The following is a 19,373-nucleotide window of genomic DNA, read 5'->3' as shown; positions in this document are numbered from 1 at the left end:
ATCACTCCTTTTTATGCACATGCGGTTAAATCTTTTGAATCATCGAGCGCTAGGCTTTGTTGCTTTGCCACGTATTGCTTGAGATAAAGACTTGCATGATATTTTTCTTCGCCATAAATGGCATATAAATTATTGAGGGTTTGTAGCACATACGCTGCGCCCAATTGCATCATCCATTGATACGGCCCCTTAGGATAATTGACCCCATATCGCATGGCATTATCAATATCTTCCATAGTGGCAATCCCGTGCAGGCTGGCCTCACAGGCTTCATTGATCAACAGGACAAGGGTACGTAAAGTTAATAATGCAGGATGGTCGGTAATCCAGATCACATGAAACTGATATTGGGCAAAAAATGCCTCAACTTTTGCCAGATCATCGGCTTGGCATAACGGGTTATGACTCAGAACCACCGCTTGCGCCTGCGCAAAATCATGATGCCAGTCCATCAATACCGTTTTACGGCTTAGATAGTTCAGGTGGGCAGATTCACCCTGACTTAAACGCAGATCAATATCGTCTATCTGAATGATATTTTGTTCATGTTCAGTCCCGCTATTGAGTGCCAGGCGTGTGAGTAACTCAGGTAACTGAGACCATGTACCTTTAACCTGTATCTGTGCTTGAAAAGGCTTGGTGCTCAGGGCTTGAGGTTGAAATGTCGAATACTGGTTTCTTGCATCGTAATGATAAAAACCTTGTTTTGATTTGCGTCCCCATGCGCCAGCATCGACCAGTTCCTTCTGTACCAGACTCGGACGGTAGCGTGGCTCATAAAAGAATGCTTCATACACACTTTGGGTCACAGAAAAATTCACATCCTGCCCAATCAGATCGGTTAACTCACATGGCCCCATGGCAAAACCACCACACTGCTTTAAGGCATAGTCCAGCTGATCATAGCTGGTGACCTGTTCTTGCAAGGCACGAAATGCTTCTGCATAAAATGGACGGGCAATCCGGTTCACAATAAAACCAGGTGTCGATTTGGTCAGTACCGGGATTTTTTTCCAAACCAGCATCAAGGCTTTTAAGGCCTGACATAAGGCAAATGGCGTTTTTAAACCTTGGACAATTTCGACCAGTTTCATTACTGGTGCAGGATTGAAAAAATGTAAACCCACCACACGTTCAGGCTGTGGAATCCCTGCTGCAATGGCAGTGACTGAGATTGAAGAGGTATTAGTGGCAAAAACAGTCTGTTCAGTACAAATGCTTGCAAGCTGTTGAAACAATGCCTGCTTGACCTCCAGTTTTTCAACCACGGCCTCAATCACTAAATCCACATCTGCTAAATCGTCTATACCGTTGGCAATGCTTAGACGGGAACATGCTTGCTGAGCCTGCTCATGCGTTATCTTGCCTTTTTCAACCAGTTTGGCAAAAGTCTGATGTAATCCATCAACCGCCTGCTGAGCCTTTTCGCGATCGAGATCATACAGAATCGTAGCGTGACCATTGATGATTGCCAACTGGGCAATCCCAATTCCCATGGTCCCCGAGCCAATCACGGCGATTTTGGCATGGGATAAATCGAAACTCATCATGCTTAACGCCCCTGAAAATTTGGCTCGCGCTTATTCATAAAGGCTTGAACCCCTTCACGATAATCTTCCGAACGCCCAGCAATACGCTGAAAATCGCGTTCTAAATGCATCTGTTCATCAAAACTATGGTTGCTGGATTGATGCAGCGCTTTTTTGATCAGTGACAGACCAAAAGTCGGTTGCTTGGCAAGACGTTCCGCCAGCTCTGTGACCTGGCTTTTTAATTCACTGTCTTCAGCGACATCCCAAATCATGCCCCATTCTTTGGCAGTTTCCGCTGGCAATTTATCACCCAGCAACGCGAGCCCCATAGCACGCGCATGACCGACTGCACGTGGCAGGAACCAGGTTCCGCCCGAATCAGGTACCAGACCTAAACGGCAAAAGGCTTGCACAAAGTTGGCAGATTTGGCCGCAATCACCAGATCGCAGGCCAAGGCGATATTTGCTCCGGCACCCGCCGCCACGCCATTTACGGCACAGATCACCGGCTTCGGCATATTCACAAGGGTTCTAATCAGCGGGTTATAGTAAGTTTCAATCGAATATCCCAGATCGGGTGCCGCAGCGTTCGGATCAACGACACGATCCCCCAAATCCTGTCCTGCGCAGAAACCACGACCTTCGCCGCTGATCACAATACAGCGAACCTCCGTTTTTTTCGCCCAGAGATTCAAAACTTCTGCGACTTCTCGGTGCATGTCTACATTAAAGCTATTCAAGGCCTGTGGACGGTTAAAGGTTAAGTAACCCACCGCATTTTTTTCTTCCACGATAATATTGTTATAGTCCATCACTCACCTCTAAACACTGGTTTTCTTTTTTCAAAAAATGCATTAATGCCTTCATTTCGATCTTTGGTTGCTGCCAACCAGACAAAGTTTTGCCGTTCGGATTTCAGTCCCTGACTTAATGTGGTTTCATGAATACTTTTGATCGATTGCTTGATCACCCGAATTGCCAAAGGCGCCTGTTTGGCAATCTTGCTTGCCAGTTGAATGGCATATTCCACGGTGAGCGCAGCCGGTACCACCTCACTACAGATACCATATTGCTGTGCCTCCTGAGCCGAGATCATTTCACCCGTCATGGCCCAGCGCATGGTCAGTTGCTGTCCCACCAGACGGGCTAAACGCTGTGTTCCGCCCGCACCGGGTAACATGCCTAAACCAATTTCCGGCAAGGCAAATTTGGCATTGTCACCACAAATCACCATGTCCGAATGCAACACCAGTTCAAAACCTGCACCTAAGGCATAACCATTCACTGCCGCAATAATAGGTTTGCTAAAGCTGTCAATTTTTTGCCACAGCTTTGGACGAATATCGAGCTGTAAGGACACCGCATCCATTACTGCCAATTCATTCAGGTCTGCACCAGCAGCAAAGCAATTACTATTGCCGGTTAGCACAACCGCTTTCACGGCAGGATTCTGTTCTGCTTGTTCCAGCAAATCACCTAGATACTGTAAGGTGGCATTGTTCAAGGCATTGCGTTTTTCTGGACGGTTTAAGCTCAGCAGCATGACACCCTCAAGTAGTGTTTCAACCTGAATTAATGTTTGCATCGCTGTTTCCCTACTCATCAAAACTTAAACGCACATTCGCGCCTTTGGGTAAGGTCTGGCAGCTCAGCACATAGCCTTTTTCCACCTCATCCTGTTCAAGGCTATAATTCAGGAACATATCCACTTCACCTGACAGTACCTTGCAGCGACAGGTTGCGCAGACGCCACCTTTGCAGGCATAAGGCAAATCTGCACCTGCACGTAAGGCAGCATCCAGAATACTTTCGTCTTCTTGTCCAACCGCAACAATCAACTCTCGTCCATCGAGTACGATATTGACTTTTTCTTCCTTACGATTGGCATCGACTTCCGCTGACCGTTTACGGACATGCCCGGTATTAAAACGCTCGGTATGAATGCACTCTTTAGCCACCCCGTAATCCGGTAACAGGCGTTCAACTGTGTCCATCATGTCATCAGGACCACAGGCAAAGACATGGTCAAAGTCTGGTTCTAACACGTCATGTTCAAATAACTGCTTGAGCTTGTCTTCATCAATCCGGCCATTCAATAACTCACTGTCATTGAATTCGCGTGAGAAAATATTGATGAGCTGAAAACGTTCTTTAAACTGGTCTTTCAGGTCCATGATCTGCTCGGAAAACATAGTCTGTTTCCACGAACGGTTGCCATATAACAAAGTAAAATTCGCCGAGTCTTGCTCGAACAGCACCTGTTTGATAATTGACAGAATCGGTGTAATGCCACTACCCGCAGCAATACCTAAATACGCCTGACCGCCAGTTCGCGCCGCTTTCTGAAAAAACACCCCTTGCGGTGGCATGACTTCCAGCACATCACCTACTTTTAAATGTTCATTGGCCCAGTTGGAAAATTGGCCCTGCTCAATCTTTTTCACCGCAATACTGATGTCTTCTTTTGGTGCATAGCTACAGATTGAATAACAACGGCGAATTTCCCCAGCTTCGGTTAAATGGCGAATGGTGAGATGCTGTCCTGGCTGAAACTGAAACTGTTGCTGTTGTTCTACGGCCAGATCAAAGGCAATACAAATTGCCTGATCGGTCTGTGGTGTAATTGTTTTTACTTTTAATGGAATAAATTGGCTCATGGCTGATTTCCTTATCCAAGACTTTAAATGCATTTAAAATAATCAAAGGGTTCAAGGCAGTCCTGACATTTGTACAAGGCTTTGCAAGCAGTGGAGCCGAACTCGGTTAACAGTCGGGTTTTTCGACTCTTGCAATGAGGACAAACCACACCATCACTCAGATGCACATGCGTTCCGCACTGTTGTGCCGTACCTTCTGGTGGGGCGATACCATAGGCTTGCAGTTTCTGTTTGCCTGCGTCCGACATCCAGTCCGTGGTCCATGCTTCTGATAGATCAATGATGACTTTTGCAGGGATCAAATCTTCTGCTGTCAGTGCTTCGACAATCTGTGCTTTTAACAGGTCAGTAGCTGGACAACCGCTATAAGTTGGTGTCAATCGAACAATAATTTCTTGCTGTTCATTCAACTCCACCCCACGGATCATGCCCAAATCCACCACCGACAGCACTGGGATCTCTGGGTCGCTGACCTTGTGTAAAACATCCCAACATTGGTCAATACAATGACGAATCATATGCATGGCGACACTCCTTGCCTTACCAGGTCATTTCAGGATAACTGCGTTGAATGGATTGCATTTCAGCCAGCAGATAACCCAGATGTTCGGTATGCAAACCTTGTTTAGCACCACGGCGGTAGGCACCATTTGCAGGAATGCTCAGTTCAAAACGCTTCAGCTCGGCAGCTACGACCTGGTCCCATTGCACTTTTTCGCCGGATAAATCAGCAATGATGCCCTGCTCAACCAGTAGCTGTTCTTCCGCAGTGAGTTCGAACAGTTCAGCGCTAAAGCGCCACAAATTGTCTAATGCCTGTTGCACACGTTGATGCGCCTCTGCTGTGCTGAGACTTAAACGCTCCATCCAGCTGGTAGAGAAACGAATGTGATATTTGGCCTCTTTTAAGGATTTCACCGCCAATGCCGCGACTTCTGGCGTTGCCGATTCAGCTAAAGCGGTTAATAACAGCACATGGTAATGATCCATTAACCATTGACGCACGATGGTTTGCGCAAAATCACCATTCGGTTGTTCGCATAATAGTAAGTTCAGAAACTCACGTTCATTACGAAAATAGGCCAACTGGTCTTCATCACGCTTTTCGGCTTCATATTGCCCAGCCAAGGTCAGGAAATTTCGGGATTGACCCAGTAAATCCAGACCAATATTGGCCAATGCAATATCAATCTCCAGCTCTGGCGCATGACCACACCACTCGGCCAGACGTTGTGCCAACACCAGTTGGCTGTCGCCAATATGTAATAAAAACTTCGATAAAATCGGGTTATTCATTTGCATACTCCCTTACATGTGCTCAATACCGTCAGGGATATGGTAAAACGTCGGATGACGATAGACTTTGTCCAGTGCAGGTTCAAAAAACTCGGCTTTTTCATCCGGTTGTGATGATTTGATTAGTTCTGAACGAACCACCCAGATACTGATGCCTTCATTACGACGGGTATAAACGTCACGGGCATGTTGCAGTGCGATCTCATCATCCGGTGCACGTAAACTGCCCACATGACGGTGGCTCAAACCCTGTTTACTGCGCACGAACACTTCATAAAGCGACCAGTTATTCTTATTTTCCATTGCGATATCCTTAAATTTTTCCATCAATGCTGTTTTAAGCGACTTTACCGACTTGGCTGTGCTGTTTTTTGGCGTAGACCACGGCTGCATCACGCACCCACTTGCCATTTTCCCAAGCCTTGCGGCGTGCCTCGATGCGTTCATGATTGCAAGGCCCGCGACCCGCAATCACCTCATTAAACTCTTGCCAGTCAATCTCGCCATAGCTGTAATGACCCGTTGCTTCATTCCATTTCAAGTCAGGATCAGGCACTGTTAGGCCAAGCTGTAATACTTGTGGCACGGTGTTATCAACAAACTTCTGGCGCAATTCATCATTACTGAAACGCTTGATTCCCCAGGCCATACTTTGTGCGCTATTTGGGGAATGCTCGTCACTTGGACCAAACATCATTAAAGCTGGCCACCAGAAACGGTTCACCGCATCTTGCGCCATTTGTTTTTGTTCCGGTGAACCAGCGGCCAATGCCATCATGGCTTCAAAACCCTGACGCTGATGGAAACTTTCTTCTTTACAGATCCGCACCATGGCACGCGCATACGGCCCATAAGAAGTACGACATAGGGCCACCTGATTGACAATTGCAGCACCATCCACCAACCAGCCAATCGCCGCGACATCAGCCCAGCTCACCGTTGGATAATTAAAGATCGATGAATATTTCATTTTCCCATCAATCAGTTTTTCCATCATCTCATCACGGTCTGCACCCAGGGTTTCAGCCGCACTGTAAAGATAGAGACCATGTCCTGCCTCATCCTGAACTTTCGCCAGTAATACCGCTTTACGTTTTAAGGTCGGTGCACGGGTAATCCAGTTACCTTCTGGCAGCATGCCTACAATTTCCGAATGACCGTGTTGTCCAATCTGGCGAATCAAAGTTTTACGATAGGCCTCAGGCATTGCATCCTTGGCTTCGATGGTGATGTCATTGGCAATATTGTGCTCAAATTTCTGATAATTATTTTCCATATGTCAATTCCTTGAGGAGTTCATCCATGAATATATTTTTCGATACACATAAAACAAAGTCAATCAATATTTTTGTATCAAATTAAAATCAACCATAAAACAAGATTCAAAATATTGATTTATTTAATTTTAATTAAATTATTAAAAATTTTATTTCGACTTGAAAACAAAATAAGGTTGACTTTTAACGCATTCAATATGAAATTATGAATCATATTTTTAATATTTCTAGAATTGATATATCACATAAAAATGGAGTTTGATCATGCTTGAACAAGCACACCAAGAAGAAACAGCCAAGGATATTGATGAACAAAGCTCAAGCCAGCCATTAACCAGACTGGCGTCTTATGTCTATGGAACCTGGCATTCCAGCCATGAAGATACGCGTACGGTTGTCCATGCGATTACAGGTGCGCCGATCTATACCGTCAGTAGTCATGGCATCGACATGCAGCAAGTGGTCAAGTATGCCAAGCAGAATGGTACTGAACTGGCCAACTGGACTTTTCATCAACGTGCCCATGCCTTAAAACAAATCGCCCAGCATTTACTTGAACAAAAAGAACAGTTCTACGGCTTGGCGCATGCCACTGGTGCAACCCGTAAAGATGCCTGGATTGATATCGAAGGCGGGATTCAGACCTTATTCGCCTATTCAAGTCTGGTACGCCGTGAACTGAATGATGAAAAAATCATTACCGAAGATAGCTGGATTCAGCTCTCTAAAAATGGCACTTTTGGTGCCAAGCATATTTTAAGCCCTAAAGCCGGTGTTGCTGTTCATATCGATGCCTTTAACTTCCCGATCTGGGGCATGCTGGAAAAAATTGCACCAACCTTATTGGCTGGCGTGCCATGTATTGTCAAACCCGCGACTGAGGGTGCCCAACTGACCCAAGCAGTTGTTGAGGCGATTGTTGCAACAGGCATCTTGCCGAAAGGTTCACTACAACTGATCTGTGGTCAAATTAATGATCTGTTTGATTATTTAGGCCCGCAGGACTGTGTGACCTTTACCGGCTCGGCCTATACAGGGCAAAAGCTGCGTAATCATCCACATTTAAACAAATATTCAATTCCATTCAGCATGGAAGCGGATTCAGTCAATAGCGCGATTCTCAGTCCAGAAGCAAATGAGGCGACGCTGGATCTGTTTGTGCGCGAAGTGTTCCGTGAAATGACTACCAAAGCTGGACAAAAATGTACCGCCATTCGCCGTGCCTTTGTACCTCAGGCCTTGCTTGAACAGGTCCAGCAAAAACTGAGCGCTAAACTGGCAAAAGTCGTGGTGGGTGATCCACAAAAACCGGATACGACGATGGGCGCATTGGCCAGCCCGAAACAAAAGCTGGATGTGGCCGCCAAAGTAGCTGAACTGGCAAAAGAAGCCCAAATTGTATTTGGAGGAGATAGCGCATTCAAATTTAATGCGGACCATCCAGAAAAAGGTGCCTTCTTTCCACCAACACTTTTACGATGCGAAAAACCATTAGAAGCCGTCTCAGTGCATACCACGGAAGCATTCGGCCCGGTATGTACCTTGATGCCTTATCAATCCATCGATGAACTGGCTGATCTGGTGGCTCGTGGTGAAGGCAGTCTTGTGGCCTCAGTAGTAAAAAATACGGATGAAAATATTGAACAGATCATCCAGAAAATTGCGCCATGGCACGGGCGTGTCCATATTCTGGATGAAGAATCTGCCAAAGAAAGTACCGGACATGGTTCTCCACTACCTCACCTCGTTCACGGCGGCCCAGGCCGTGCTGGTGGCGGTGAAGAACTGGGTGGCATTCGTGCAGTCAAACACTATATGCAACGTACCGCAATTCAAGGTTCACCGAATAGCCTGACTCAAGTCACGCATTCATGGACTGCAGGTGCAAATATCAATCAAGACCGCGTTCATCCATTCAAAAAATCATTTGATGAGCTGGTGATTGGCGAGCGTTTACTGACTGCACGCCGTACCGTGACCGAAGCAGATATTGTCAATTTCGCCTGCCTCAGCGGTGACTATTTTTATGCGCATACCGATAAAATTGCTGCGGCTGATTCGTTCTTTGGTGAGCGTGTCGCCCATGGTTATTTCATTGTCTCGGCAGCAGCGGGATTATTTGTCGATGCAGCCCAAGGCCCTGTGATTGCCAATTATGGTATGGACAACTTACGTTTTGTTGAGCCGGTTAAAATTGGTGATTCGATTCGTGTTGAACTGACCTGTAAGCAGAAAACACCTAAACCTCAAAAAGATCCATCTCAATCTGAACACGGTGTAGTGGTCTGGGATATCAAGGTGAAAAATCAACGAGATGAATTGGTGGCAACCTATGATATTTTAACTTTGGTTGCCCGCGCAGCTTAAAATTAGTGCTTGATGGGTCCCCTTAACGATCCATCAAGCCCATTCAAAATAGGCTATGTTCACCCTCAGTTTAATGCAGGAAAATCCATGAGCGCTTATATCATTCTTATTCGTAAAGAATTAAAAAATAAAGATGAAATGAAAACCTACACCACTTTGGCACGCCAGGCCAGTCAAGGTTTTTCAGCTGAACCGATTGTTTTTTATGGACAATCAATTGCGCTGGAAAATATTGAAAGCGACGGCGTTGCCATCATTAAATTTGGCACGATGCAGGAAGCTCAGGACTGGTATCACAGCGATGCCTATCAGCAAGCCAAAAAGCATCGTGATTTGGCTGGTGACTATATCGTCATCTTAACCGAAGGTCTGGATTAAACCCTAACCGAGCAATAACGGATTGAATCGACTGAACAATAAAGCGATTCAGGCTGACTCAGTCCCCTGTCATTTAAGTCAATTTTATAAAAAATTATTTTCTTCCTGTTTTTTTTAAATAATAAAAAACAACTACATAAATAACATTAAAGTCTCATTTTACCCTTTATCTTTCTCCACTTCCCCCGTCACACAAGACATAGTCTTTTAAGCTTGGGCATGTCAGCATAAATTTACAACCATCCTCTAGGATATAACCATGTCAAACATGATGAATAAGGCTCAAGGGCTTGGGCTATCTTTGATCACCAAACTCGCAGGAAGCGAAATGCTTGATCAACTCAAATTAAGAAAATTTGTAGAAAAATCATTATATCAGGGTTCAAAAACAGGCTTTAAGGTACTGAATAAAACACAAAAAGCATTTAAGCCGCAACCACTCGATAAACAGCGTCTCCCCAACCAGACCAACAAGAATCTGTTTGATCTGAGCCTGACTGAAGAACAGCAAATGACGGTTGACGCGATGTCACAATTTGCTGAAGAAGTCCTATACAACTTGGCGCATGAGGCAGATCATCAGGCCCAATTCCCTGAACAGTTGTGGCAACATCTGGTTGATTTAGGACTTAACTATTACGCTTTGCCAGAGGCATTGGGCGGTGTGGCAGCAGAACAAAACATTGTCAGCAATATCCTGATCGCAGAAAATCTGGCTAAAGGTGATTTCAGTTTAACCGCAGGTTTGCTCAGTACCTTTAGTGTTATCAATGCAATCACCCGCTGGGGCTCAACCCAAGTGCAATCGATGTATTTACCGGTCTTTGCAGAAGATACTGATGTTACGGCGACTTTCGCATTTCAGGAGGCAACTCCTGCTTTTAATCCATACCAGTTAAAAACCACGGCCACTGAGGCCAATGGGCAGTTCTATATCACCGGTGAAAAAAGCTTGGTCATTTTAGGTGATATTGCTGATGTTTTCTTGGTCAGTGCAGAGTTTAACGGCCAGCCTGACATTTTTGTAGTGCAATCCAATGAAACAATCGCAATCAAAGCCAATCCTGCAATGGGCCTAAAAGCTGCTGAAACGGCGACGCTGCAATTCAATCAGACCCCAGCATTACGTTTAGGCGATGCTGATTTTGATTACACTGCTTTTGTTGATCTGGGCAACCTGATGTGGTGTGCCATGGCAGTTGGAACCTGTGAAGCAATTAAAGCCTACTGTATTAAATATGCCAATGAACGTACTGCCTTCGGTGAACCCATTTCACATCGTCAAAGTGTCGCTTTTATGATTGCAGATATGGCTATCGAAATTGATGCCATGCGTATGCTGGTGCTCAATGCTGCAAGCTTGGCAGAAGCCGGACAGCCTTTCCATCGTGAAGCCTATCTGGCACGTCTGCTCTGTGCTGAAAAATCAATGAAAATCGGAACGGATGGCGTACAAATTCTGGGTGGTCATGGCTTTACCAAAGAGCATCCTGTTGAGCGTTGGTATCGTGACCTGCGTGCGACTGCAATCCTGCATTCTGGCCTACATGCTTAATTTTGGAGAACAATAATGAATTTACAAAATCCGAAAAAATTCAAAATGCTGGTAGATCAGGCACACGAAACTGCGCTGAATGTTTTACGCCCTATTTCACGTAAATATGATAAAGCTGAACATGCCTATCCTAAAGAGCTGGATATGCTGGCAGCTTTGCTGGATGGTATGAATGAAAGTGGTGAAGGTGTCGGTGCAGCCAATGCCAGCAAACGTGGTACGGTAAACCCAGATACGGTTGTGAATGGTGGCAATATGTCAGCAGCGCTCGGCATTATTGAAATGTGCTATGGCGATACAGGCCTGTTACTGAGTATGCCGCGTCAAGGCTTGGGGAACTCTGCCATCGCGGCAGTCGCCAATGATGAACAACTTGAACGCTTCAAAGGAACCTGGGCAGCAATGGCAATTACCGAGCCGGGTTGTGGTTCAGATTCAGCCGCAATCCGCACCACGGCGACCAAAGATGGCGATGACTATATCCTGAATGGTGAAAAAATCTTTGTCACTTCGGGTGAACGTGCAGATTCTGTTGTGGTCTGGGCAACCTTGGATAAAAAATTAGGTCGTGCTGCGATCAAGTCTTTTGTGGTACCGAAAGGCACAGCAGGCATGAAAGTTGAACGTCTTGAGCACAAACTGGGGATTAAAGCCTCAGATACAGCGGTAATCAGCTTTATTGACTGTCGTGTGCCTGCTGCCAATTTGTTGGGCAACCCTGAAATTGATGTGGCTAAAGGTTTCGCTGGTGTAATGGAAACCTTTGACAACACCCGTCCACTGGTCGCAGCAATGGCAATTGGGTGTGCCAAAGCCTCTTTAGAGCGTATCAAGGAAATTTTTAAAGATCAGCTTGATCCTGACTATGCAACTCCCTACTTACAGACCTCAAACCTAGCTGCACAAATCTATCGTATGGAAGCCGAGTGGGAAGCTGCGCGCTTATTGATGATCAAGGCAACCTGGATGGCAGACAATAAAAAGCCGAACTCGAAAGAAGCATCGATTGCCAAAGCCAAAGCAGGCCGTGTAGGTAATGAAATTACGCTGAAATGTGTCGAGTTGGCTGCCAGTGTCGGTTATGGCGAAGATGAATTGCTGGAAAAATGGGCACGTGACTCAAAAATTCTGGATATTTTTGAAGGTACACAACAGATCCAGCAATTGATCATTGCCCGTCGTGAATTAGGCAAATCATCAAGTGAATTGAAATAACTTTGCTTGAGCTGGAAAAGGCGTTAAAGTCTTTTCCAGCTTTTAACTTCTATAATAAAAATATCTTGCTATGCCGAAACTGCAAAGATTTGAAGACCTCTTAATTCTAATCATAAAAAATATATTGATTATTATCTTGGTTATTTGTTCTTTGATTTTTTTTGCCTGTTTAAGCCTATATATGTCTTATCGCTATCAGCAAGCTGACTATATTAAGGCAGCATTTAGGCAAATGACCTCAATCAATCAATATATTTTTCTGCCTATCAAATTGAATGATCCGGTTATCCAATATACGCAACAAGATGTCAGTATTCGAAAATTTATTACCATCTATCGACTCGATACATCGACAACCAGCCAATTCAAGGCTCAATTTCTAACAAAACCCAGCCTATTTTTTTGAAAATAAAATGTTTAACTGTATAAACCCGACGATTAAAACCAGATGGCGTTTTCCTTATCTGACTTTTCATTATGTTCACCCACCTGAGATGTTTAAGCACCACTATGATTACAAAGTGCACGATTCCTTTATCGTGTATGGAACAAATAAATATATCAGGCAAATAGAAACAGTATGTGCAAAGCCCCAAAGCTTATATATCTATCAAGATCAGCAACAATTACTCAGGACGCTGGAATCGTTTAATCAACCCCATAATATTCATTTTAATGAGGTGGATATCAGACTTAATAGCCAAGAAAAACAGTTATTTATAGAAATGACATTAACCAAATAAATCCTAAATTCGAAATCCAGTTTAAGCATGAGCCAAACCAGATTCCGATCTCAAGCATGATGTTCGATTCCAGCCATTTACCGCATCGTCACAAATTCTTCGGCAGAGGTAGGATGAATCGCAACAGTATTATCAAAATCTTGCTTGGTGGCTCCCATTTTCAAGGCAACAGCAAAGCCTTGCAAAATCTCATCCATGCCAAAGCCGATCCCGTGAATACCGACAATTTTTTCATCTTCACCGACACAAACCAGTTTCATTCTGGTTGGCTGACGATGCTGGGTAATGGCACTGTACATCGCAGTGAAAGATGAGTTATAGACTTTTACCGCTTGTTGATCGTATTGTTCAATCGCCTCTTTTTCAGTCATTCCTACGGTGCCGATAGGTGGATGGCTAAACACCACGGTCGGAATATTGTCGTAGTCCAGATGCTCATCCGGTTTATGGTTAAATAAACGTTCAGACAGTCTACGCCCCGCAGCCACAGCGACCGGTGTCAGCTCCATTTTCCCGGTAATATCGCCCACCGCATAAACTCCTTGCTGTGAGGTATTCTGGTATTTGTCGACTTGAATATAGCCGCGATCATCCAGCAGCACATTGGCATTCTCCAGATTCAAACTGGTCGTATTCGGTTCCCGTCCGGTAGCCCAGATCAAGCAATCCACCGTATGGCTTTCACCATTTTCTAAATATAAGGTAACGGAATCATCGGCATTTTTTGTGATTTTCGTTGGCACAGCTTGAGTATGAACCGCAATGCCATCTGTTTGCATAACTTCGACCAGGGTTTCACTCACAAATGCATCAAAACGTCTTACCGGTAAATCCTTACGAATAAACAATGCGACGTGTGAGCCCAAAGCATTGAGTACACCCGCCAGCTCAACCGCAATATAGCCCGAACCGATCACTGCAGTGGTCTTTGGTAAAGCGGTCAGTTCAAAGAATCCATTGGAATCAATACCATACTCAACCCCTTCAATGTTGGGTAATGACGGCTGAGTGCCTGTTGCAATCAGGATATGATCTGCAGTAAATTGCTCACCGTTGACTTCAATGGTATTCTTATCAATAAAATGAGCCGCGCCATGAATAAGATCAACCTTATTAGTGCTTAGGCTATTTTGATAGGACTGATGAATACGATCGATATACGCCTGTCTATTTTTTATTAAGGTGTGCCAGTCGAAAGATTCAATCTTGCTGTTAAAACCGTAATCTGGGCCATATTTATGGATGGCCTCAGCTACATGCGCCGCATACCACATCACTTTTTTAGGTACACAGCCTACATTGACACAGGTTCCCCCAAGCTCGGCTTTTTCAATTAAGGCACACTTTTTTCCGTATATGGCGGCACGATTTACCGAGGCAATTCCGCCACTTCCAGCACCAATCGCAATATAATCATAATGTTTTGTCATCTTTGCCTCATACATCGCTGATAAGATTATTTTTAAGTTATACATAGATATACAGCAAGAATATGTAAAATCCGTACTTGGTTAAAGTTTTAATACAAGAAAGTAAAAAGGCACTGATGATGACTCATCAGTGCCTTGCTTTGAAGATACTTTTTGAATTATTCAGTCGTTTCAGTCACAACCGAAAGTTGTTGTAAAGATTGATCCACTACACCAAATTTTTTAAATAGTTTGGCACGACGCTTTGGATAAATATTCGCTTTATTCAAATCACCTTTATAATGATCAAATACGCGCTTATCCATCATTTTTGACCATAGTGGTGGAATCAAGGCAGGCAATAGCATACTCGCATATCCACTTGGCAACTCTGGCGCCTCATCAAAATGACGCAATGCCTGGAATGGACGGGTTGGATAAGCATGATGATCTGAATGACGCTGCAATTGATACAGGAACAGGTTGGTCACAATATTATTATTGTTCCAGCTATGCTCAGGCATGGTACGTTCATATTTACCATTCTTGTCTTTTTGACGTTTTAGGCCGTAATGTTCAATATAGTTAATAATTTCAAACAAACTAATGCCATAGAACGCTTGAGTGGCCAAATAAGGAATTACCCCCTTACCAAACAAGCCAATCATTGAACCATGAAATGCAGCACTCATGCCCCAGCCTTGGAGCAATTCATTTTCAGTTGACCAGAACTCTTTGCCTTTACGTTTTAAACGTGTGGTTTCGATCTCGATTGCAGATTTGAAAGATCCGATTACGGTACGTGGCCAAAACTCATAGAAGGTTTCACCCATTTGTGAAGATGCTGGATCCTCAGGCGTAGCAGCACGCTTATGGTGACCATAAGGATGTTCAATACGGAAATGGTTATATCCCGTTGGCACCAATGCAAGATGTGACAAGATATGATCAATACGATCATGTTTATGACTCAGCTCATGTGCGGTATTAATTGCAATCCCATTGACAGCTCCCATTGAAATACCCAATAAGATTTTGTCTAAGAATGAGGTTTCTTTACGGCTGGTTAAATAACAGGCATAGACATTGGCGGCATATTGTAAGGGAATAAAACTTTTCACCAAACGAGAATAATACGGGTCTTTTTCCAGCAGCTTAATATCTTCATCTGTTGGATTATTGGCATCTTTCCCAATAATCGTATCAATTGTTGGAATCACAATGTGTAAAACAATTGGACCACCTAAAGCAAAGATTTTTTTCAATGGACGTGGTGCAAATTGATAACCTGCTAAAATACCAATCCCAATGGCAGGTAAAGCCGGGCTAATCGCCCATAAATAACGTTTACGATCCAACTGAGTTTTTGACTTTGGAATGCTTACTGGCGTAAGTTCTTGCTCAACATTTACTGGCGCATTCATCATCTTATCCATGTCTTTGTATATATAAGTATATTTTGATGAATTATGGAATTCATGACAGTTGCAAGCGTCCAAAAAAGCTATGTCAAAGTCTTTGGCATCATCCCCCCTGTTTTTGTCCTATAAACACATATTGAGTTATTGGCGCAGCTCTCTATAATTTAAATGAATACATCGTTAAAAAATCATATGGATGCTTTAAGTAAAATATTTGCGGATATTCATTTAAACCACACTGAATATATCTACTTGAAAACCCAAGGAGAATGGAGTTTCATTTGCCAAGATCAAACGGCTTTGCTTGTTCATATTGTTCTGGTAGGTTCTGTTTTTATTCAAATTGATGCACAAAATAGTTTAACTGCCCATGCGGGTGAAATTGTTGTTATTCCTTCAGGTAAAGCTCATACAGGAGCAGACAATGCCATTACCAAACTGGTCGATGCGGTAGATATATCAAAACTGTTTGATGGACATCAAGAAGACGCTATCGAATTTGGTACTGATTCCGCTGAAAAAAATCTGATTCTGACAATACGCTGTCAGATTGATACCATTATGGCACGCCCTTTTATTCAGGCCTTGCCGCCAATAATCCATCTGCAGCATGGCGATACCAATGCACCGGAATGGCTACAAATCGGCTTACATTTCCTGGCTTTAGAAACACAGAATATTCAGGCCGGTCGGGATATTATTATCGATCATCTGGTCAATATCCTGCTCATTAAATGTATCCGTGATCATATCCAGCAAATCTCAAGCCAGCATGGCTGGCTTAGTGCATTAAATCACCCAGAACTCAGTAATAGTCTGGCGGCAATCCATAACCATCCTGAGTATGCTTGGACAGTGGAATCACTGGCAGAACAATGCTGTATGTCACGTTCCAAGTTTGCCAGCTTATTCCATGAGGTAATTGATGAATCACCTCTGGCCTATTTGCAGCAACATCGTATGCGTCTGGCCAGCCAATACCTACGTAAAAGTAACTACTCAATTCAGCAGATTGCCAATAAAGTCGGTTACTCCTCAGAAACTGCTTTTAGCCAGGCCTTTAAACGTACTTTCGAACATTCGCCCAAACAATATCGGCAGTTATTTGTCGAGGAAGAAAATCAGGCATAAAAAAAGACACTCATGTGTCTTTTTTTTGCTTCTCGTCATTGGTTAACGCACGATACCGCGTGTGGATTGTTCCAATGAATCAATGAACAGCTGGGCTTCGGGTGTTTTAACCAGAATTTCATTACGAATCTGTTCAATCGCCTGTTCAGTGGTTAAGCCCGATTTATAAATCAGTTTATAAGCTTCCCGTAAACCCTGAATGGTGTCACGAGACCATCCTTTACGACGCATTCCTTCGATATTCATACCGTAAGCACGCGCTGGATTACCAGAAGCCATGATATAAGCCGGTACATCTTTAAGAATGAGCGCTGCGCCGCCGATCATGCTATATGAATCGATTTTGCAGAATTGGTGAATGCCCGCATTACCGCCGACAATCACATGATCGCCAACATGGACATGTCCGGCAACACCGACATTATTGGCAAAAATATTATGGTTCCCAATCACACAGTCATGCGCGATATGCGTGTTTACCATTAACAGGTTATGGCTACCAATTTTGGTCAGGCCATGATCCTGAGCCGTACCGCGATGCAAGGTACAATGTTCGCGAATCGAGTTGTGGTCACCGATTTCTAACCAGGTTTCTTCGCCCTGATATTTTAAATCCTGACAAATTTCCCCAATACTCGAGAACTGGAAAATATCATTATTTTTACCAATTCTCGTAAAACCGCCAATAACAACGTGTGAATGTAATTTTGTACCAGAGTCAATACTTACATTTGGACCCACAACGCAATACGGACCAATTTGTACATCAGATGCGATTTCTGCAGACGGGTCAATAATTGCTGTGGGATGTATTAAATTTTGACTACTCATGTCTGCTCTATTTTCTGGTGTGAAATAATAATCTCTGCCGTTGCAGCAACAATGCCATCAACGCTAGCAGTACAATTGTACTTGTAAATGCCACGTTTTTGCATCACAAGTTCAGATTTTAAGACAAGCTGGTCACCTGCAACAACCTGTTTTTTAAATCTGATTTTTTCTGCACCTGCGAATAAAAACAGTGAACCTGCTTTCGGCTTTTGATTAGTTAAGACAAAACCCAAGATTCCAGAAACCTGTGCTAATGCTTCAATCATTAGAACACCAGGCATAATTGGATAAGTCGGGAAATGCCCTTGGAAAAACTCTTCATTAATCGAGACGTTCTTATAACCGACAATACTGTTCTCAGTTATTTCCGTAACGCGATCAACTAATAAAAATGGATAACGATGGGGTAAATATTCACGAATGGTAAGAATATCCATGGGTAATTCAGGCATCGTAAATGCTGGAGATGTAGACTCAGTCATAATAAATTATTTACGTAACTTAAAGGTTGATTCAAGGGACTCTAATTGAGCTTGCATATGATCAAGCCTTTTAGTGATTTGGGTCAATGGCACATCTGCTAATTGTCTAAGACGCACAATCGTCTTTTTCCAGTGACTATTTTCAAAAAGTCCCATGCCAGAAGAATACGTTCCAGGCTCAGAAATATTTCTTGTGACCATTGACATTGCAGTAAGTGTCACATTATCTGCAATTGTAAGGTGTCCAACCACCCCTGAGGCGCCGCCCATGATACAGTTTTTGCCAATCCGTGCACTGCCAGCGATTCCACAGTTCGCTGCGATGGCGGTATTTTCACCAATATGCACATTGTGAGCAACTTGCACAAGGTTATCAATAATGACACCATCTTCCAGAACTGTATCGTCCAGTGCACCACGGTCAATACTGCAATTTGAACCGATTCGCACATCATTTCCGATCCGAACCGAACCCAGTTGTGCAATACGATGCCACTTGCCTTGATAGGGTGCAAAACCAAAACCTTCTGTACCAATCACCGTATTGGCATGAATACGCACGCGATCTTTCAGTTTTGCAGCACCGGTAATGGTGACATGTGCATCAATAAAACAATCTTGTCCAATCTCGACGTCATCATCAATAAAAGCATGTGCCTGAATAATTGTATTGTTACCCACCACACAGTTCTCACCAATTACAACATAATGGCCAATATATACATCATCGGCAATCATTGCAGAGGGATGAATTTTGGCGGTGCTTTCAATACCGCGTTGGCTAATCTTTTTTTCAAATATATGCGTTAAAGTTGCAAATGCGAGATAAGGATTATCGACAACAATAAAGTTTTGTTTATCGATCAGTTGTGATTTCAGCGAGGCTGTGACGATATAGGCACCCGCCTGACTGGCTTCAGCCTGAGTTAGATATTTTTCGCCATTCACGAAACAGATCTGATTTTCTTGCGCATGTTCTAAACTTGCCAAGCCCGAGATCTGAAAATCTTGTGCACCGAAATACTCACCCTTGACAAGGTGAGCAATTTCTTCTAAACGATAACTACGTCTATTCATTG

The 19,373-nt window shown here is 43.7% G+C and carries 18 protein-coding genes; 5 read left to right on the top strand and 13 right to left on the bottom strand.

The window, feature by feature from the left end; genetic code table 11:
• Positions 1-11 precede the first annotated feature (11 nt).
• The 8 genes from JO943_RS01320 to paaA are packed head-to-tail and all read right to left on the bottom strand — an operon-like array spanning position 12 to position 6,761.
• A complete protein-coding gene (locus JO943_RS01320; RefSeq protein ID WP_202739751.1) occupies positions 12-1,550 on the bottom strand; it encodes a 3-hydroxyacyl-CoA dehydrogenase in 1,539 nt (512 codons plus the stop codon).
• Between the two features lie 2 nt (positions 1,551-1,552).
• Positions 1,553-2,344 carry a 2-(1,2-epoxy-1,2-dihydrophenyl)acetyl-CoA isomerase PaaG gene (paaG, locus tag JO943_RS01315; protein ID WP_202739750.1) on the bottom strand — a complete coding sequence of 264 codons (792 nt, stop codon included), beginning with the start codon at positions 2,342-2,344 and terminating at the stop codon, positions 1,553-1,555.
• Entirely contained in the window at positions 2,344-3,117 is a 774-nt protein-coding gene (locus JO943_RS01310) for an enoyl-CoA hydratase-related protein (protein ID WP_202739749.1), read from the bottom strand. The genes paaG and JO943_RS01310 overlap by 1 nt, the downstream gene beginning before the upstream one ends.
• A 10-nt stretch (positions 3,118-3,127) precedes the next feature.
• Positions 3,128-4,189, bottom strand: coding sequence for a 2Fe-2S iron-sulfur cluster-binding protein (locus JO943_RS01305; protein WP_202739748.1), 1,062 nt, complete (start codon positions 4,187-4,189; stop codon positions 3,128-3,130).
• Between the two features lie 23 nt (positions 4,190-4,212).
• Positions 4,213-4,713, bottom strand: a complete 501-nt coding sequence (gene paaD / locus JO943_RS01300; RefSeq protein WP_009515472.1) for a 1,2-phenylacetyl-CoA epoxidase subunit PaaD — start codon at positions 4,711-4,713, stop codon at positions 4,213-4,215.
• Between the two features lie 16 nt (positions 4,714-4,729).
• Positions 4,730-5,485 carry a 1,2-phenylacetyl-CoA epoxidase subunit PaaC gene (paaC, locus tag JO943_RS01295; RefSeq protein WP_202739747.1) on the bottom strand — a complete coding sequence of 252 codons (756 nt, stop codon included), beginning with the start codon at positions 5,483-5,485 and terminating at the stop codon, positions 4,730-4,732.
• Positions 5,486-5,497: 12 nt separating this feature from the next.
• Positions 5,498-5,788, bottom strand: coding sequence for a 1,2-phenylacetyl-CoA epoxidase subunit PaaB (gene paaB, locus JO943_RS01290; RefSeq protein ID WP_005230234.1), 291 nt, complete (start codon positions 5,786-5,788; stop codon positions 5,498-5,500).
• Between the two features lie 34 nt (positions 5,789-5,822).
• Positions 5,823-6,761 carry a 1,2-phenylacetyl-CoA epoxidase subunit PaaA gene (paaA, locus tag JO943_RS01285; RefSeq protein WP_005230232.1) on the bottom strand — a complete coding sequence of 313 codons (939 nt, stop codon included), beginning with the start codon at positions 6,759-6,761 and terminating at the stop codon, positions 5,823-5,825.
• 265 nt (positions 6,762-7,026) lie between these two features.
• Here paaA and paaZ point away from each other — a divergent pair, with 265 nt between their 5' ends.
• From paaZ to JO943_RS01265, 4 genes are all read left to right on the top strand, one after another.
• Positions 7,027-9,129: a phenylacetic acid degradation bifunctional protein PaaZ gene (gene paaZ / locus JO943_RS01280; RefSeq protein WP_202739746.1), complete on the top strand. Its 2,103-nt coding sequence runs from the start codon at positions 7,027-7,029 to the stop codon at positions 9,127-9,129.
• Positions 9,130-9,216: 87 nt separating this feature from the next.
• A complete protein-coding gene (locus tag JO943_RS01275; RefSeq protein ID WP_199948093.1) occupies positions 9,217-9,507 on the top strand; it encodes a DUF1330 domain-containing protein in 291 nt (96 codons plus the stop codon).
• A 268-nt stretch (positions 9,508-9,775) separates the two neighbouring features.
• Positions 9,776-11,062 (top strand): acyl-CoA dehydrogenase family protein, encoded by a 1,287-nt coding sequence (locus JO943_RS01270; RefSeq protein WP_202739980.1) that lies wholly within the window; start codon positions 9,776-9,778, stop codon positions 11,060-11,062.
• A 15-nt stretch (positions 11,063-11,077) separates the two neighbouring features.
• Positions 11,078-12,277, top strand: coding sequence for an acyl-CoA dehydrogenase family protein (locus tag JO943_RS01265; protein WP_032872381.1), 1,200 nt, complete (start codon positions 11,078-11,080; stop codon positions 12,275-12,277).
• A gap of 820 nt (positions 12,278-13,097) precedes the next feature.
• Here JO943_RS01265 and gorA read toward each other — a convergent pair.
• Positions 13,098-14,450: a glutathione-disulfide reductase gene (gene gorA / locus JO943_RS01260; RefSeq protein ID WP_202739745.1), complete on the bottom strand. Its 1,353-nt coding sequence runs from the start codon at positions 14,448-14,450 to the stop codon at positions 13,098-13,100.
• A gap of 158 nt (positions 14,451-14,608) precedes the next feature.
• A complete protein-coding gene (locus JO943_RS01255) occupies positions 14,609-15,853 on the bottom strand; it encodes an alkane 1-monooxygenase (RefSeq protein ID WP_032872372.1) in 1,245 nt (414 codons plus the stop codon).
• A gap of 189 nt (positions 15,854-16,042) precedes the next feature.
• Here JO943_RS01255 and JO943_RS01250 point away from each other — a divergent pair, with 189 nt between their 5' ends.
• On the top strand, positions 16,043-16,981 hold the full coding sequence (locus JO943_RS01250) for an AraC family transcriptional regulator (RefSeq protein WP_202739979.1): 939 nt from the start codon (positions 16,043-16,045) through the stop codon (positions 16,979-16,981).
• Between the two features lie 42 nt (positions 16,982-17,023).
• On the opposite strand, the gene lpxA is transcribed toward JO943_RS01250, so the two are convergent.
• From lpxA to lpxD, 3 genes are read right to left on the bottom strand one after another with little or no spacing between them, the layout of a single operon-like run.
• On the bottom strand, positions 17,024-17,812 hold the full coding sequence (gene lpxA, locus JO943_RS01245; RefSeq protein WP_005230223.1) for an acyl-ACP--UDP-N-acetylglucosamine O-acyltransferase: 789 nt from the start codon (positions 17,810-17,812) through the stop codon (positions 17,024-17,026).
• A complete protein-coding gene (gene fabZ, locus JO943_RS01240; protein WP_004772011.1) occupies positions 17,809-18,294 on the bottom strand; it encodes a 3-hydroxyacyl-ACP dehydratase FabZ in 486 nt (161 codons plus the stop codon). The genes lpxA and fabZ overlap by 4 nt, the downstream gene beginning before the upstream one ends.
• A 6-nt stretch (positions 18,295-18,300) precedes the next feature.
• A complete protein-coding gene (gene lpxD, locus JO943_RS01235) occupies positions 18,301-19,371 on the bottom strand; it encodes a UDP-3-O-(3-hydroxymyristoyl)glucosamine N-acyltransferase (protein ID WP_202739744.1) in 1,071 nt (356 codons plus the stop codon).
• Between the last annotated feature and the right edge of the window lie 2 nt (positions 19,372-19,373).

It is taken from the genome of Acinetobacter sp. 'aerobic (ED)', from assembly GCF_904886855.1.
GTDB lineage: Bacteria > Pseudomonadota > Gammaproteobacteria > Pseudomonadales > Moraxellaceae > Acinetobacter > Acinetobacter courvalinii.
The sequence above is the reverse complement of the archived record's forward strand: the minus strand, read 5'-3'. Positions and strand labels throughout refer to the sequence as shown.